The sequence below is a fragment of the Klebsiella sp. JN_Kp122 genome (genome assembly GCF_040062085.1).
Taxonomy (GTDB): domain Bacteria; phylum Pseudomonadota; class Gammaproteobacteria; order Enterobacterales; family Enterobacteriaceae; genus Klebsiella; species Klebsiella aerogenes.
On record NZ_JBEAHW010000022.1, the window covers coordinates 43,108 to 58,527 of the forward strand.

Consider the following 15,420-nt stretch of genomic DNA (forward strand, 5'->3'; position numbering starts at 1 on the left):
CTGTGGGAGAGGGCTGGGGTGAGGGAAATAAGCGAGAAACTCATTATGTTCGACACCCTTTCAAAAGCAGGAAAATATTTAGGCCAGGCGGCGAAGATGATGATCGGCGTGCCGGATTACGATAACTACGTCGAGCATATGCGAATAACCCACCCGGATCAGACGCCGATGACCTATGAAGAGTTCTTTCGCGAACGCCAGGACGCGCGCTATGGCGGTAAGGGCGGGGCGAAGTGCTGCTAGCCTTCTTTCGGTAAGTAGAGGCTGATTTGCTCCTGGGTACAGCCGTAAATCGCCGCCAGTTTTTCGCGGGTCCGCTTCTGCGGACGGGAGTCCAGCGCTTCCAGCTGTGACACCGCGGACTGGCTGATGCCGAGTTTAGCCGCGACCTCCCGCTGTGAGAGTCCGCGCAGGATACGCCACGCGGCCTGCAGGCTGACGTTTTCTTTATGCATCACGTCGCAGACATCCCCTGGCAGCATTACGTTATCATAGATATCTGATTCATAAGAAATATCTTCCCAATTGTTTTCATCCTCGTCGTCGTACTCCAGCAGAGCCAGGCGCATACGAAAGTAATCACTGTAAGGAATGACGACATACTGGTCTTTTCCTTCTTCATCCTTGATGTACTGAATAGTCATATTCGGTATGTTCCTCATGAAGGTAGGTGGTGGTGGTTCGGCGTTTAACCGCCACTACGTAGCAGGTATCGTCCGGCGGATCCCCAAAGGTGTAGATGGCTCTGTAATCACCTAATCGCAGCCTGTAGTGGTTTTCGGGAAAGGACAATTTTTTGATATCCGAGATAGGTGAAGCTTTATCATTCATCTTCTCCAGCCTGGATTTAATGCGGTTCTTATACCGATTATCGATTTTAGAAAATTGCTTATTTGCCGTTTTTGACCAGACAATCTTCATCCGTACCTCCACTGTACGCCCACACAAAACATAAGGAAATAATAAGACTATTAGATAAATTCCGAATTTCTTATGGAGTACAGTAGAGCGGAGAAAAAACGCAGGTAAGAGGCAAAGCGTAACCCGTCGAGGCGGCGCGGGAAGGCCTCTGCCGGGCGACAGAGGCTTGCAGAAAATATGCGATCAGGCGTTCAGGCCGCCATCCACGTCGAGCCCCGTACCGGAGATCTGCCCGGCGGCCGGGCTGGCCAGGAAGGTGACCGCCGCGGCGATGTCTTGCGGCTGGCCGTAGTGACCGACCGCAATCATCTGGCGCTGGGCTTCCGCCTGTTCCCCATCCTCCGGGTTCATATCGCTGTTGGTCGGCCCTGGATGGACAAGGTTAACGGTGATCCCGCGAGGGCCTAAATCACGCGCCAGGCCACGGGTCAGGGAGTTGAGGGCGGACTTGGTCATGGCGTAAACCGCGATGCCCGGCATGGCTACGCGGTTGGCCAAACAGCTGCCGATGTTGATGATCCGTCCGCCATCGGACATATGCACCAGCGCTTCCTGGATAGCGATGACCACCCCACGAATATTGACGTTGATAAGGTCGTCAATGTCCGCCAGCGTCATGGATTCCAGTGGACCGCCGCGGGCGATGCCAGCGTTGTTGACCAGAATGTCCAGCCCGCCGAGGGCCCGGGCTGCATGGGTGACGGCATCCTGAATGGCCTGCGCGCTGGCGCTGTCTGCCTGCACCGCTTCGCTGTACCGACCCAGCGTCTTAATTTCATCGGCGACTGCCTGGGCTTTATCGGCCGATTTTTCATACGTAATAACCACATCGGCGCCGGCGCGCGCCAGCGACAGCGCAATAGCGCGACCCAACCCACGGCTGGCGCCGGTAACCAGCACCTTCTTACCTGTTAAATCGATCTGCATGATGACCTCGTTACGAGAGTGGTGAGAATCATCATTAGGTATAGATGGTCTGGGTGATTAACGGCTGAAGTATTCCACCTTCTCAAACGTCGCGCGCAAAGCGTCAGGGGTTAACGTCGCCGGCAGGCTAAAGCGCTGCCAGGGCGGGAAGCGCTCCTTATAGGTGTTGGGCTAACCTGATGTTATCTCTGGACATCCAGATGGCTAATATTATTTGGTTTTAGCTTATGCTTTTTACGCAGTTGTCAGGCATCGGCGGCTGTGAAAAATTCGTTAAATCAGAATATTAATTGCCTGGGGAGGGTGATGAGCGTGAATCGCCTTGAGATGCATAACATTAGCCTGGCCTTTTCCGGCTTTCAGGCGCTGAGCAAGGTGGCGTTTACCCTTAAGGGCGGAACGGTGCATGCGCTGACCGGCGCCAACGGCGCAGGCAAATCGACGCTGATGGCGGTGTTATGCGGGACGCATGCCGATTACGAAGGTGAAGTGGTGATCAATAACCAGCCGGTTAGCATTCGTTCGCCGCGCGATGCAAAGCAACTGGGGATCCATCTGGTACAGCAGGAGGTGGATGTTGCGCTGGTTCCGGGGCTGAGCATTGCGGAAAACATCATGCTGGACAGGCTGGCTGAACCGGGTGCGGTTTTTCGCTGGTCGCGGGTGCGTCAGCAGGCGCGCGAAGCGCTGGCGCAGCTTGATATTGCGCTGGACGTTCGACGTTCAATCGATAGCTGTACCCTTGCCGAAAAGCAGCAAATTCTGCTGGCTCGCGCACTGTCGCACCACTGCCGTTTTTTGATTCTTGATGAACCCACCGCGCCGTTGGATCAGCACGAAAGCGCACGCTTATTTGCGGTGGTTCGTCGTCTGCAGCAGCAGGGGATCGGCGTGGTTTTTATTTCGCATCGTATTCATGAACTGAAAGCGATTTGCGACACCCTGACGGTGCTGCGCGATGGCCGTTTAATCGAAAGCGGGCCGATGGCCGAACTCAGCGGCGAACAGATCGTCGAAAAAATGCTCGGCCACGAGTTGAGCGATATTTTCCCGCCTGCGCGTCCGCCGCATGGCGAAGAGGTGCTGTTGAAGGTTGACGGTTTGCATGACGAAGCGCTGTTGCAGGATATCTCGCTACGCCTGCATAAGGGGGAAATTCTCGGTATCGCCGGCTTGGCGGGCGCGGGGAAAACTGAACTCTGCAAAGCCTTATTCGGCGCCAGCGAAAGCCGCCTGCGCCACGGCGAACTGAATGGCCGGCCGTGGCGGCCGCGCGATCCGGCCGATTCCGTCCTCCAGGGGCTGGCGCTGGTGCCGGAAGAGCGGCGTAAAGAGGGGATATTCATCGATGAGGCGATCGCCATGAATCTGGCGGTCAGCGCCGATAACAGCTTTTCGCGCTGGAGCCTGTTCGGCCATCGGCAAGCGTGGCGGTGGGCGCAGGAGGTTATTGCCCGTATCGGCGTGCGCGCCACCGGGCCGGGGCAGACGCTACGTCGGCTTTCCGGCGGTAATCAGCAAAAAGTAGCCATCGGTAAATGGCTGCGCGGCAGCGCAAACGTGCTGATTTTCGACGAGCCGACGAAAGGGGTGGACGTGAAAGCGAAAACCGATCTGTTTCAGTTAATTGATGGCCTGGCGCGGGAGGGGCGGGGCGTGATTTACGTCTCCGGCGAATTTTCCGAGCTGGTGGGCCTGTGCGATCGCATCTGCGTGTTATGGGATGGGCGCATTGTGGCGGAAATTCCCGGCACCGAAGCGCGGGAAGAGACGATTCTTTATTACTCCACCGGAGGAGCGGCAGCGTGAGCAAGGCCCTGGCAGTCAACGCGACGGTATCGGGCCGTCAGCGGTTTTTCGATTTTCTCTATAAATGGGGCATGTTGCTGACCGTGGTGCTGCTGGTTGGCGTCTTTGGTTTAGCCTCAGATAACTTTCTTGATCCCTTTAACATCATCAACATTCTGCGCTCCATCGCTATCGTGACGGTGATTGCCATTGGGGTGTCGATTTCGCTCACTATCGGCGGTTTCGATCTGTCGGTGGGGTCGACGGCGTCGCTGGCGAATGCGTTAGTGATTTCGTTGTTTGTCTGGCACGGCCTGAACACCACTGAAGCCATTCTGATTACCCTCGCGCTCTGTACGCTGGTGGGGTTATTCAACGCGTTTCTGATCGTGGTGCTGCGCATTCCTGACATGCTCGCCACGCTTGCCAGCCTGTTTGTGATTCAGGGGGTGGCGATGACCTACAGCTACGGCGGCTCGATCACCGAAAATATGGTGTTGCCGAGCGGCGATATGGCTGAAGGCACGATTCCGGCGGCGTTTGGCGCGCTGGGGCAGGTACCGACTATCGTCATTATCATGCTGGTGGTAACGCTAATCGCGCAGCTGGCGCTGTCGTTCACCACCCACGGGCGGCGGATGTACGCCATCGGCGGCAACCCGGAGGCGGCGAGACTCTCCGGCCTGCGGATCACGCGCTATAAAGTGGCGGCCTACGTGATTGCCTCGCTGCTGGCCGGGCTGGGCGGCATTCTGCTGGCATCAAGGATTGGTTCTTCCCAGGTGAACGCCGGCGGCGGTTACCTGATGGACGCGGTCGCGGCGGCGTGGATCGGCTTTTCGCTGGCGGGCTCCGGCAAGCCGAATGCGCTGGGAACGCTGGTGGGAGCGGTTATCCTTGGCGTGCTTTCCAATGGCCTGGTGATGCTGTCGGTGCCCTATTACGCGATGGACATTATTAAAGGGCTGGTGCTGGCTGGCGCGCTGGCACTGACCTATTTTCAGCGCCGTACCTAACACTATACAGGGTAAACAAAATGAAAAAGATAGCACTTTCTCTTATGGCGCTGGGCCTGCTGCAGTCGATGGCAGCGCTGGCGCAGACCCCGACGCCGGTTCCGGCGGCGATAGCTGAGCATAACGGCCCGATCCGCATCGCGGTGATTCGCAATCTCGGTTCTGACGATAACACTACCCAGTTTGTCGCCGGGGCGATTCAGGAAGGTAAAAAGCTCGGTTTTAAAGTCAGCGCTTTCCTGAGCAACGGTGATGACGCGAAGTTCCAGGATTTCGTCAATCAGGCCATTAGCCAGAAATACGACGGTATTATTCTTTCCCAGGGGCGCGATCCCTACTCGACCGCGCTGGTGAAAAAAGCGGTCGATGCCGGGATTAAAGTGGCGGTGTTCGATACCGCGGTGCAGGGATCTGTCCCCGGCGTGACGGTTAGCCAGCAGGATGACGCCTCGTTGACCGAGCTCTCTTTTGGCCAACTGGTAAAAGACTTCAACGGCAAGGCCAACATTATCAAGCTATGGGTGGCAGGCTTCCCGCCAATGGAGCGCCGCCAGGCAGCCTACCAGACGCTGCTTAAACAAAATCCGGGGATTAAAGAGCTGGAGTCTATCGGCGCCGTTTCATCCGACGTGCAGGGTGACACCGCTAACAAGGTCGGCGCAATTTTGGCTAAGTATCCTAAAGGTAAAATTGACGCCATCTGGGGGACGTGGGATGCCTTTAGCCAGGGAGCCTATAAGGCGCTGAAAGAAAACGGGCGCAGCGAAATCAAACTCTACAGCATCGATATTTCCAATCAGGATTTACAGCTGATGCGGGAGGCCGGTAGCCCGTGGAAGGTTAGCGTGGCGGTCGATCCGAAACTCATTGGCGCCACCAACGTACGCTTGATTGCCAATAAGATTGCCGGGGAAAGCACCCCGGCTACCTACGATTTCAAAGCGGCGGCCATTCCGCAGGCGCTGCTGGCGGCACAACCGGGGGCGGCCAACGTGGCGTCGCTGGGGAAAATCATCCCTGGCTGGGGGCAGACCGAAGACTTTATTGCCCCGTGGTTTGCCACCCTGGAAGCCCAACATAAATAATCACGCGGTTAGCTGTACTGACGTACGCGGGCGATAAGTTCGTCCACGCTATCGATACGCTCGGCGATGACGATCAGCGCTTTGCCGAGCGTAATTGCATGGCGCAGGCATTCGTGGCGCATGGCCGTGTCCTGAATCGAATCGATATCGGCGACGTGTGAAAGCCCGACGCTGCGGCGTATCAGTTCAGTTCCGCAGAATCCAATGGCATCGCACCATACTTTTTTGAGGAATACTGAGGCGTAACCGGGGCAGGCCAGCGCCGCATCGCGGGTTTTCTCCGTTGCTAACGTCTGGAAACGCTCGCTGAAGGTGTGCCACAAGGTCTGTATATCGTTGAGCCGCTGTTCGCGCGCGGCGGCGGCATCGCGAATGCCGAGATGGCCAGGTAGACCGCAATAGTTAAGCAACAAATTGCCAATGGCGGTGCCGACGTCAAAACCGATAGGGCCGAAATAGCCAAATTCCGCATCGATGGCTTTAAGGCTATTTTCAGCGACGAAGATGGAGCCGCTATGAATATCGCCGTGCAGCAGGGCTTCGGCCTGTGAGAAAAAGCGGTGCTTCAGCGCCGCGACCGCCAGTTTAAGCTGAGCGTCCTCACGCAGGGCGGCAACCTCTTCTTCCAGCTCCGCCGGGTAGTTATTGCGCTCGTGGATCTGATACGGATCGTTAAAAAACAGATCCTCGGTGATCTCGCACATTTCCGGATTGATAAATTGCGCCACCTGCGCTTTTTTCTCATGCGGATGGAGATAGAAATCGCTGGTGTGGAACAGCGTCTGCGCCAGATATTCGCCCAACTGGCCTGCTGCCTGCGGATAGTAGACGTTGCCGATAAGCTCGCCGCGCCAGATACGGTGATCGGAAAGGTCCTCCATCACCATCACCGCCAGAGCGGGATCGAAATGAATAATGTGTACCGTATGCTGCGGGCTGTGCTGATAGTGGGCGACCAGGGTCTGTGCTTCGAGGCGCGCGCGGTCGAGGGTCAGCGGCCAGGATTCGCCGACGCAGCGCACGTAGGGCAGCGCCTGCTTAACAATAATCCGGCTCACGCCCTGAGCATCGAAAATTTTGAACACCAGATTGAGATTGCCGTCGCCTACCTCCTGCGCCGACACCAGCTCAGACGGATCGTCGAGCCCGCCAAATTGTTGTGCGTAAGCCACCGCATCGCTGGCCGTGAAGGTATGGTATTGCGACATTGCCTCGATCCTCAAAAGTGCTGAATTAAGCCGTTCAGACGTCTATACATCTGGATTTCATCCTGACACAATGTGATACAACAACGCAACAGGGATTTAACGATATGCAGACACTACAGACCACCAGCCTGCGGGTAAGCGAAAATCAGCTTTTTATTCTCGATCAACAGGCATTGCCGCAGGAAAAACGCTGGCTGGCGGCGGATAACGTTGCGCTGCTGGTGGACCATATTCATGCTTTGCGGGTGCGCGGCGCGCCGTTGATTGGTCTCTCCGCCAGTCTGCTGCTGGCGCTGTTGGCGCAGCGCGGCTTATCCCGCGACGAGCTCACTCAGGCGCTGGAAACCCTGCGCGCGGCGCGGCCGACGGCGGTCAATTTAATGAATAATCTCGATCGTATGAAGCAGGCGCTGGCGCAGGATGACTATCCGCAGGCGCTGGAGAGCGAAGCGCTGAGCCTGATTGCGGAAGATAAACAGCTGTGCGCCAGCATTGCCGAAGCTGGCAATGCGCTGGTAACGCCGGGTAGCCGTTTGTTGACCCACTGTAATACCGGTGGCCTGGCGACGGCGGGGGTTGGCACCGCGCTGGGGGTTATCGCTTTGGCCCATGAACAGGGCAAGGTGGCTAACGTCTGGGTCGATGAGACGCGGCCGCTGCTGCAGGGCGGGCGCCTGACCGCCTGGGAATTGGGGGAGCTGGGCGTGCCGTATCAGCTTATTACCGACTCAATGGCCGCCAGCCTAATGGCGCAGGGGCAGGTTGATGCGGTATGGGTCGGCGCGGATCGTATCGCCGCCAACGGCGACGTGGCGAATAAAATTGGGACCTATTCGCTGGCGGTGCTGGCTCACTATCATCGTATTCCTTTCTACGTGGCGGCGCCGCAAACCACTCTCGATCGCTACTGCCCGAACGGCGCGGCGATCCCGATTGAACAGCGTGCGGCGCAAGAGGTGACCGGCGTAAAAGGCAGCTTTGGTGCCGTGCAGTGGGCGCCAGAAAACGCGCCGGTTTATAACCCGGCCTTTGACGTGACGCCAGCTGCGTTAATCAGCGGTTGGGTGCTGGATAGCGGCGTGGTCACGCCACAGCAGGTGGCGGACGGTATTTTTGCGCCGCTGGCGTAACGGTTAACAGTGATAAGGAACGATTATGTGGCAAGAGCGACTCGCACAACTGGTGACCACCTGTCACTGGATTGGCGCCAAAGGGTGGGCGCCGGCAACCGGCGGCAATATGTCAGTACGCGAGGATGCGCGCTGGTGTTGGTTAAGTGAATCGGGGCGCGATAAGGGCAGCCTGACCAGCGACGATTTTTTACAGGTGGACATCGCCAGCAATCGCGCGCCGTCGGGCCGTAAACCGTCGGCGGAAACCGGCTTGCATACGCTGGTTTATCGCCTGTTTCCTGAAGCGAACGTCGTGCTGCACGTGCATACCGTGCACGCTACGGTGCTCTCACGTCTTGAAACCAGCGATACCCTGCAGCTGCAGGGCTATGAAATGCAAAAAACGCTGAGCGGGCAGCATAGCCATCTCGATAGCGTACCGGTGGCGATTTTTGATAACGATCAGGATATTGAGGCGCTGGCGGAGCGGGTTGAAGCGTATGCCCGTAGCCATCCTTTGCGTTATGGATTTTTGATCCGCGGCCACGGCTTAACCTGCTGGGGCAGGGATGTTAGCGAGGCGCGGCGTCAGCTGGAAGGGCTCGAATTTCTCTTCGAATGCGAGCTGCTGCGCCGCCGCTATGCATAAAGGTTAGGGTAAGCGCGGATAGGCATCGGCGATAGCATCGCCGGTGAACTGCGCTATCCAGCCTTCCGGATTGTCAAAAATACGAATGGCGGTGAAATTCGGCTCCGAACCCATATCGAACCAGTGCGGCGTATGCGCCGGGACGGAGATCAGATCGTTCTTTTCGCACAGCACCTGAAAGACTTCATCGCCGATATGCAGGCAAAACAGCCCGGCGCCTTCGACAAAGAAGCGCACTTCATCTTCGCCATGGGTATGCTCATTGAGGAATTTAGCCCGCAGCGCCTCTTTCTGCGGATTATCCGCCCGCAGGCTAATGACATCCCAGCTCTGGTAGCCCTTTTCAGCCACCAGTTTATCAATCGCGTGCTGATAGGCCGCAATAACGGTTTCAGCGGTTGGCGCCGGGCCCAGGTAGCGGTCGGCCTGCCAGCGCTCGAAACGCACCCCTTTTGCGCGCAATTGCTGCTGGATCTCATCGGCGTTGCTGCTGTGCCAGCGTGGATGGCTGGCGTCGTTAACGGAAAAAATAGTTAATTCGCTCATGCGGGAAGTTGCTCCGGGTCGATGTCGTCAAAACGCTGAACCTGTGGATGATGGCTGGCCGGGTCGCGGTCGCCGCGTACCAGCTGCAGGGTGCGTAAACCTGCCGCTTCGGCGGCGTCCAGTTCCTGATGGATATCAGAGAGGAACAGAATGCTCGCCGGGCTATGCCCCAGTTGTTCGGCGATAGTGCGATAGGATTGAACTTCGCGTTTGGCGCCGACCAGGGTATCGAAATAGCCGCTGAAGAGATGAGTAATATCACCTTCGTCGCTGTAGCCAAATAACAATTTCTGCGCGGCGACCGAGCCTGAGGAATATACATATAAATCAATGCCCATCGCCTTCCACTTCTCCAGCGCCGGGAGTACATCGGGATAAAGATGGCCGGTAAAGTCGCCGTTCAGATAGCCCTCGCGCCAGATAATGCCCTGCAGCGCTTTCAGCGCCGTGGATTTACGATCTTCGTCCATGAAGCGGAATAGCGTGTCGATAAGCGCTGCGGCGCTGGCTTCGGGAGCGGCGATTTCTGTACGCAGATTGTCGAGAATGGTACTGACCGGCTCGACATACTGCTGTGCGCTGACAAAAGCGGCCAGCCGCTCGCGGGCATAGGGGAATAAGACGTTATGGACGAAGCGAATGTCGCTGGTGGTGCCTTCAATATCGGTCACGATAGCGCGGATCATGGTATCTCCAGAGTGGATAGTGCGCCGTGCTGCCGGTGGCGTCGGTTTGCCGCCTGCCTGCGGCAAGCGAAATAACGTTAGCATTTAGACGTCTAAGCGTCTTGATTGCCAAATATTAACATCGTGTTATAGTGGCTTCAACAACAGCATTACAATCGGAACAAAGAGAATGAGCAATAAGCCACTGATTCCTGAGAGTAAACTCCCTGCATTAGGCACCACCATTTTTACCCAGATGAGCGCGCTGGCGCAGCAGCATCAGGCCATCAATCTATCACAAGGTTTTCCGGATTTTGATGGCCCGCGTTACCTACAGGAACGGTTGGCCTGGCACGTCGCCCAGGGGGCTAACCAGTACGCTCCGATGACCGGCGTACCGGCGCTGCGCGAAGCCATTGCCGATAAAACCGCTGAGCTGTATGGCTATCGCCCGGATGCGAATAGCGATGTTACCGTCACCGCGGGGGCGACCGAAGCGCTGTATGCGGCGATCACCGCGCTGGTCAGAGCCGGCGATGAGGTGATCTGCTTTGACCCGAGCTATGACAGCTACGCGCCGGCGATAGAACTTTCCGGCGGGGTGCTGAAACGTATTGCTCTGCAGCCGCCGCATTTCCGCGTTGACTGGCAGCAGTTTGCCGCCACGTTAAGCGACCGCACCCGTTTGGTGATTCTTAATACGCCGCATAATCCATCAGCCACGGTCTGGCAGCGGGAAGATTTTGCCGCGTTGTGGCAGGCGATCGCTGAACGGGAAATCTACGTTATCAGCGACGAAGTGTATGAACATATCTGTTTTGCAGAGCAGGGCCATACCAGCGTGCTGGCCCATCCGCAGCTGCGCGAGCGGGCGGTAGCGGTCTCTTCTTTCGGTAAAACCTTTCACATGACCGGCTGGAAAGTGGGTTATTGCGTGGCGCCTGCCGCCATCAGCGCCGAGCTGCGTAAGGTGCACCAGTATTTGACGTTTGCCGTCAATACGCCCGCTCAATTGGCGCTGGCGGATATGCTGCGCGCGCAGCCGGAGCACTACCGCGAGCTACCTGCGTTTTATCGACAGCGTCGGGATCTGTTTATCGATGCGCTACGCGATAGCCGGCTGGAGATTTTGCCTTGTGAAGGGACCTACTTCTTGCTGGCCGACTATAGCGCCATCTCTGACCTTGATGACGTCAGCTTTTGTCGCTGGCTGACCACTGAAGTCGGCGTGGCGGCGATCCCGCTGTCGGTATTCTGTGCCGATCCGTTCCCGCATAAACTGATTCGCCTGTGCTTCGCCAAGCAGCCGGAGACCCTGCAGGCGGCAGCAGAGCGGCTGCGTCGCCTGTAGCTATTTCACCGTCCATGCCTGAGAAAATTGACGGTCGGCGAACATCTCGGCCAGACCGTTAATTTGCTTCAGGCGCAGCACTTCATCGGCATCCATCCCTAGCTCTTTGCTGATTTTGCTATTGCTCCAGCCGAGATTGGTCAGCTCGCGGACAATTTCCGACATCGCGTGGATCTGATGGCGCCCGCGCGCCCGGTTATGGCGAATAGTGGCGGCCATCAGGGCATCGCGGGGGTGGCTGTTTGCTGTCAGACAGGTGACTGGCAAATATCCCTTGAGCTGTTTTTTCAACGATGTCCTACTGCCTGCCAGCTCGTGGCGGTGAAAACCGTCAACGATGGTATAGCGTTTTGGCTGCTGACTCTGCACCACGATCGGTTGCGTGAAACCATTAGCCTCCAGCGAGGTTAATAACAGACGTTTTTCCGGCGGCGCAAGGTTGTTCGGGTTGTAATCGTTGGGGCTGACTTCTTCCTGTTTAACCCATAGCACGCAGTCGACCGGCTGGTTGTGAAAGGGGCTATGGCGGTGCAGAGCCTGGCGAAAGTGATTCAGCGCGTCGATTTTTTCCTCTTCCGACAGCGTAGCCAAATACGCTTCTATTTGGGTGATTAGTCGTTGTTGCATAGCAGTCCCCATTGTTGGCGTTTTTTACTTATGCGCTCGCAGTAGTTTTTATAACGGGTGGCTTTGGTTGGGCTAAATGAGAGCTGGCGACACCAGTAATCATTGTTTAATAACACTTTGCAGACGCGCCGCCATGAAGGGATATCCCGGGTGCCGATGTCGCTCTCCTGGCTATCGGGGATATCTTCCATTCCCTGTTTTTGATACCAATGCAGATAGACCGCAATTTTATTACGATAATGCTCGGCAGTTGGACGCGGCATGCTATCCAGCAGGAACAAGGCGTAGCTCTTCCAACTATGGTGCTCGGGTTTATCGAGTTTGCGATGGCCGTAAAATTTGTTGTCGTATCCTGCGTAAATGCCGCCGCTGTGCACGCCGTTTACGCGCTGGCAAATGGCTGCCCAACGTTCTGGCTCCAGCACGTGGTACAGCCAGAGCCCCTGGCGCTGCTCCGGGCCGAAGGGTTCGCAAATCCGCATATAGCGCAGCGGCACACCGGCCTGATACATCAGATCGTAAAGAGGGTTGTAGGCCAGGCCGCTTTTGCTAAACCAGGTCCAGATATCAGCTGTTTTCCAGTCATAAATCGGGTAGATGTACCAGGTATGACCGCCCGGCGCCGACGTGGTCCAGGGTTTATCGTCGGCAAAGCGCAGTTTGCGCTGCGAAGAGATGGTCATGAAGCGATTAAGCGATTCATCTGCCCGGATACCCACCATCATCGCCGCCGGGCGGTTTTGTGAAAACCAGTCGGCGAAATCACGAACGAACTCTTCGAAGCTCATTCCGCTGCTATAAAACGGGAAATAGCTGGGATCGGTAATGGCGTCAGCGGGCGGCTGGCGTACCCAGTTGACACCCGGCTCCCAGCATTGCCACTCCGGCGAAAATTGGGTCAGCGAATTTTGCGTGGTCAGCGGTAGGGCAACCCAATAAAATTTTTCAATGACATCCTGGTATTCGGCACGGATATTTGCGCAATGCTGAATGGTGCAGGAAAATTGCGCCTCCCAGTCGATAAACAGCACGCTGAATTTTTTGCCCATTTTCCGTGCGCTAAGCGCCGCCAGGTGCAGCATGGTCGTTGAATCCTTGCCACCGGAGAATGAAATGCAGATACGTGAAAAATTTTCTAATACCCACTGTATCCGCTGCTGACTGGCCTGGAATACGGACTCGGGTAATGGAATTTTTATCAATGACACTACCATTAATCCTTTAATGTGATGGATGCGCTTTCACGGGTAGTGTAGAACGCATTAAGGGTAAGGTTAATATGAAATGGTAATGTTTTAAGTGGGAGAAATGTAATTCACATAAACATATTCACAGAGAGAATATGTTTATGATGACAAATCAATTAATAGCCGCGTTCTGAGATATAAAGTCAGCGAATTTGGGGTTATTCAAGGATGAACGATTATAAATCATATAGGCCATTACCGGAGGGACGGGGTCGGGTAATGTGATTTCACGAAATTTAAATGATGCGCCAAAATAATTCAAAGCATGCTTCGGGATAAAGCCAATAAGATCGCTTTGATTAATTGTCGTTAAAATAGCGATCAGAGAGTTGCTGCGAAACGCGACTCTCCGTTCTGGCATGAGTTCACTTTTGTGCTGCTGGAATGCTTTTACATTCGGATCGGTTGAGACGTAAAGCGTAAATCCCTCGCGGGAAATATTTTCGTATGAATTAAGCAATTCCGCCCGCGGATGGTTCTCCCGACAAACCAGCGCAATTTCTAGTTCCTGAAAAGGCTGACAAATCGTGCTGTGGTTTGAGAGTGGCGTAATGCTATAGATCAGATCCGCTTTACGGTAGGCCATCAGGTCTTCGACGCTTTCTGGCGACAGGAGTAGATCGCGGTGATCGATTTGCAGATTAGGATCCATGTGTAATTTGTTAATTAAATCCATTGTCCCCGGTGATATAAGAAGCTGTGGACTATAAATAACAAATCGTTTACTCAACTCGGAATGATTGGCGATGTTAATTGTTTTTTCTAATTGGTTGAGATTTTTTTCCAGATGGTGATGTAAGTTCATGCCCACGGTTGTCGGGGTAATTCCTTTACCAGAACGCACAAATAGCGGGTCGTTTAATTGATTACGTAATCTCTGCAGCGACTGACTGACCGCAGAAGGGGTAATAAACAGCGTCTCTGCCGCTTTACTAATGCTAAGGTGCTGATAAATGCACTCGAAGATAACCAACAGGTTTAGATCGAATTTTTTTAAGTCATAAAGGTTGGCCATGCTTAACGTCCTGTTTATGTTGCATCGAGGCGAACGGATTATTATTTCTTACCGTTATACATTTGTGGCGATGCCATCAAATATCATTATTAAAGCTAAATATACAATTAATCCCTACTAAATGTATACCAACCAATCGTGTTCCGCCAGATCCTTTTTTGTCCTTAAGCACCTGGCGGAAATGGGTTATTTTTTACTGCTGGCTTTCCCCCATCATCACCTGCAGTTTTTCTTTATCGGGTAATCCTACTACCTGCTGCAGCATGTTGTCTTTATTCATATAGTAAATAGCCGGAGTGGCGTTAGCACCGAGGTCATCCATCAGCTGCTGATTGATATTCAGCGTCCTCATCAAGGCAGCAGGGATATCCGCCGGTACGTTCAGCTTCAGTTTGCCGTTGGATTGTTCGTAATCATGCCAGGTTTGCGCCGGGTTTTTGCTGGCCAGAATCGCTGCCGCGGTGGCCGGGCTCTCTGGTTTAATCACACCGACCAATAAGGTGCGTAGTTGCACCTTACCGGAATCAACCCACGGCCGCGCCTGTTGCCAGAACTGTTTACAGTAGGGGCAGAAAGGGTCGGCAAACACATAAAGGACGATGGGCGCCTCTTTTTTGCCTTCCAGCAGCCAGTCAGCGGACTCGAGTTTTTTCCACATCGCCTGTCCGGCCGGGGTATAGAGTTCTTTCTGGAAAAGCTGTTCGCTCAGATTGTTACCGTTTTCGTCGTACATATAGCCGGAAATGGCGTGCTTACCGTCGGGGGTGAGATAAATAGCAACGCCCATATCCTGATACTTCCCGAGCCAGCCTTTGACGCCGCCGGGGGCTTCAAAGGGCTTAATGATAGTAATACCCTGTTTTTCTATTGCTTTTACGGGGGCGGGGAGGTCTTCGGCATAGCTACACAACGGCAGCAGGCTCAGAAAAAGCAGTCGTTTTAACATGAGTATTCCTTTTAAATCAGAAGCTAATGTGCAGTGGTGGTGAAACCTATCGCAGCCATAGATAACACCTGCCGGGCGTTTGGTTGCCCTTTAGTTCGGCGAATGATGTAATCCTTCATGCTGTTACATTAAGGTGTAGAGCGCAACATATTGCCAGCCATTCTGGCGCTGAAGCTACCTGCGGGTATTTCAGGTAACGGGGCCGCCTGAGAGGGCGGCCTTTTTACTTTCAGCGAAATGAGGCGAAACACGGGGAAAAACCGCGATCGCGACGGCAGGTTCACAAAGTTGTCTTGTTACGGTTGTTAGATAACGCT

At 54.9% G+C, this 15,420-nt stretch carries 17 protein-coding genes and 1 pseudogene; 7 read left to right on the forward strand and 11 right to left on the reverse strand.

Annotated elements, in window-relative coordinates:
* Nucleotides 1-45: 45 nt before the first annotated feature.
* Entirely contained in the window at nucleotides 46-243 is a 198-nt protein-coding gene (locus ABLU78_RS10465; RefSeq protein ID WP_002893903.1) for a YbdD/YjiX family protein, read from the forward strand.
* Here the strand turns inward: ABLU78_RS10465 and ABLU78_RS10470 are convergent.
* From ABLU78_RS10470 to ABLU78_RS10485, 4 genes and pseudogenes are all read right to left on the reverse strand, one after another.
* Nucleotides 240-644 carry a helix-turn-helix domain-containing protein gene (locus tag ABLU78_RS10470; RefSeq protein ID WP_015704715.1) on the reverse strand — a complete coding sequence of 135 codons (405 nt, stop codon included), beginning with the start codon at nucleotides 642-644 and terminating at the stop codon, nucleotides 240-242. The two genes, ABLU78_RS10465 and ABLU78_RS10470, sit on opposite strands and share 4 nt — an antisense overlap.
* Entirely contained in the window at nucleotides 619-921 is a 303-nt protein-coding gene (locus tag ABLU78_RS10475; protein WP_045388639.1) for a type II toxin-antitoxin system RelE/ParE family toxin, read from the reverse strand. Before ABLU78_RS10475 ends, ABLU78_RS10470 begins: the two co-directional genes overlap by 26 nt.
* 183 nt (nucleotides 922-1,104) lie before the next feature.
* The gene (locus ABLU78_RS10480) at nucleotides 1,105-1,848 is read right to left on the reverse strand and encodes a 3-oxoacyl-ACP reductase family protein (RefSeq protein ID WP_045388641.1); all 744 of its coding nucleotides are present in this window, start codon (nucleotides 1,846-1,848) and stop codon (nucleotides 1,105-1,107) included.
* A 57-nt stretch (nucleotides 1,849-1,905) separates the two neighbouring features.
* Nucleotides 1,906-1,994 (reverse strand): annotated as a pseudogene (locus ABLU78_RS10485) (hypothetical protein); the annotation flags it as partial.
* A gap of 160 nt (nucleotides 1,995-2,154) precedes the next feature.
* Here ABLU78_RS10485 and ABLU78_RS10490 point away from each other — a divergent pair.
* Genes ABLU78_RS10490 through ABLU78_RS10500 form a run of 3 tightly spaced genes read left to right on the forward strand, consistent with a single transcriptional unit; the run spans nucleotide 2,155 to nucleotide 5,737 of the window.
* Entirely contained in the window at nucleotides 2,155-3,657 is a 1,503-nt protein-coding gene (locus ABLU78_RS10490) for a sugar ABC transporter ATP-binding protein (RefSeq protein WP_048228520.1), read from the forward strand.
* Entirely contained in the window at nucleotides 3,654-4,652 is a 999-nt protein-coding gene (locus ABLU78_RS10495; RefSeq protein WP_015367760.1) for an ABC transporter permease, read from the forward strand. The genes ABLU78_RS10490 and ABLU78_RS10495 overlap by 4 nt, the downstream gene beginning before the upstream one ends.
* 20 nt (nucleotides 4,653-4,672) lie before the next feature.
* Complete coding sequence (locus ABLU78_RS10500; protein WP_045388646.1) at nucleotides 4,673-5,737, forward strand: sugar ABC transporter substrate-binding protein; 1,065 nt, start codon at nucleotides 4,673-4,675, stop codon at nucleotides 5,735-5,737.
* Between the two features lie 8 nt (nucleotides 5,738-5,745).
* On the opposite strand, the gene mtnK is transcribed toward ABLU78_RS10500, so the two are convergent.
* Nucleotides 5,746-6,945, reverse strand: coding sequence for an S-methyl-5-thioribose kinase (gene mtnK / locus ABLU78_RS10505; RefSeq protein ID WP_045388648.1), 1,200 nt, complete (start codon nucleotides 6,943-6,945; stop codon nucleotides 5,746-5,748).
* 104 nt (nucleotides 6,946-7,049) lie between these two features.
* On the opposite strand from mtnK, the gene mtnA reads away from it, so the two are divergent.
* Nucleotides 7,050-8,075 carry an S-methyl-5-thioribose-1-phosphate isomerase gene (gene mtnA / locus ABLU78_RS10510; protein WP_045388650.1) on the forward strand — a complete coding sequence of 342 codons (1,026 nt, stop codon included), beginning with the start codon at nucleotides 7,050-7,052 and terminating at the stop codon, nucleotides 8,073-8,075.
* A gap of 25 nt (nucleotides 8,076-8,100) precedes the next feature.
* Nucleotides 8,101-8,706 (forward strand): methylthioribulose 1-phosphate dehydratase, encoded by a 606-nt coding sequence (locus ABLU78_RS10515; RefSeq protein WP_015704721.1) that lies wholly within the window; start codon nucleotides 8,101-8,103, stop codon nucleotides 8,704-8,706.
* A 3-nt stretch (nucleotides 8,707-8,709) separates the two neighbouring features.
* On the opposite strand, the gene ABLU78_RS10520 is transcribed toward ABLU78_RS10515, so the two are convergent.
* Complete coding sequence (locus tag ABLU78_RS10520; protein ID WP_015367755.1) at nucleotides 8,710-9,252, reverse strand: acireductone dioxygenase; 543 nt, start codon at nucleotides 9,250-9,252, stop codon at nucleotides 8,710-8,712.
* A complete protein-coding gene (gene mtnC / locus ABLU78_RS10525; protein WP_045388652.1) occupies nucleotides 9,249-9,938 on the reverse strand; it encodes an acireductone synthase in 690 nt (229 codons plus the stop codon). The genes ABLU78_RS10520 and mtnC overlap by 4 nt, the downstream gene beginning before the upstream one ends.
* Nucleotides 9,939-10,122: 184 nt before the next feature.
* Here mtnC and ABLU78_RS10530 point away from each other — a divergent pair, with 184 nt between their 5' ends.
* Complete coding sequence (locus tag ABLU78_RS10530; protein ID WP_162866913.1) at nucleotides 10,123-11,268, forward strand: pyridoxal phosphate-dependent aminotransferase; 1,146 nt, start codon at nucleotides 10,123-10,125, stop codon at nucleotides 11,266-11,268.
* On the opposite strand, the gene ABLU78_RS10535 is transcribed toward ABLU78_RS10530, so the two are convergent.
* The 4 genes from ABLU78_RS10535 to dsbG all read right to left on the reverse strand — a co-directional run bounded on the left by ABLU78_RS10535 (nucleotide 11,269) and on the right by dsbG (nucleotide 15,103).
* Complete coding sequence (locus tag ABLU78_RS10535) at nucleotides 11,269-11,895, reverse strand: ParB/RepB/Spo0J family partition protein (RefSeq protein ID WP_045388656.1); 627 nt, start codon at nucleotides 11,893-11,895, stop codon at nucleotides 11,269-11,271.
* Nucleotides 11,880-13,103 (reverse strand): DUF3440 domain-containing protein, encoded by a 1,224-nt coding sequence (locus ABLU78_RS10540; protein ID WP_047055699.1) that lies wholly within the window; start codon nucleotides 13,101-13,103, stop codon nucleotides 11,880-11,882. Before ABLU78_RS10540 ends, ABLU78_RS10535 begins: the two co-directional genes overlap by 16 nt.
* Before the next feature lie 151 nt (nucleotides 13,104-13,254).
* Nucleotides 13,255-14,157, reverse strand: a complete 903-nt coding sequence (locus ABLU78_RS10545; protein WP_045381440.1) for a LysR family transcriptional regulator — start codon at nucleotides 14,155-14,157, stop codon at nucleotides 13,255-13,257.
* A gap of 193 nt (nucleotides 14,158-14,350) precedes the next feature.
* Nucleotides 14,351-15,103 (reverse strand): thiol:disulfide interchange protein DsbG, encoded by a 753-nt coding sequence (gene dsbG / locus ABLU78_RS10550; RefSeq protein WP_032712855.1) that lies wholly within the window; start codon nucleotides 15,101-15,103, stop codon nucleotides 14,351-14,353.
* Between the last annotated feature and the right edge of the window lie 317 nt (nucleotides 15,104-15,420).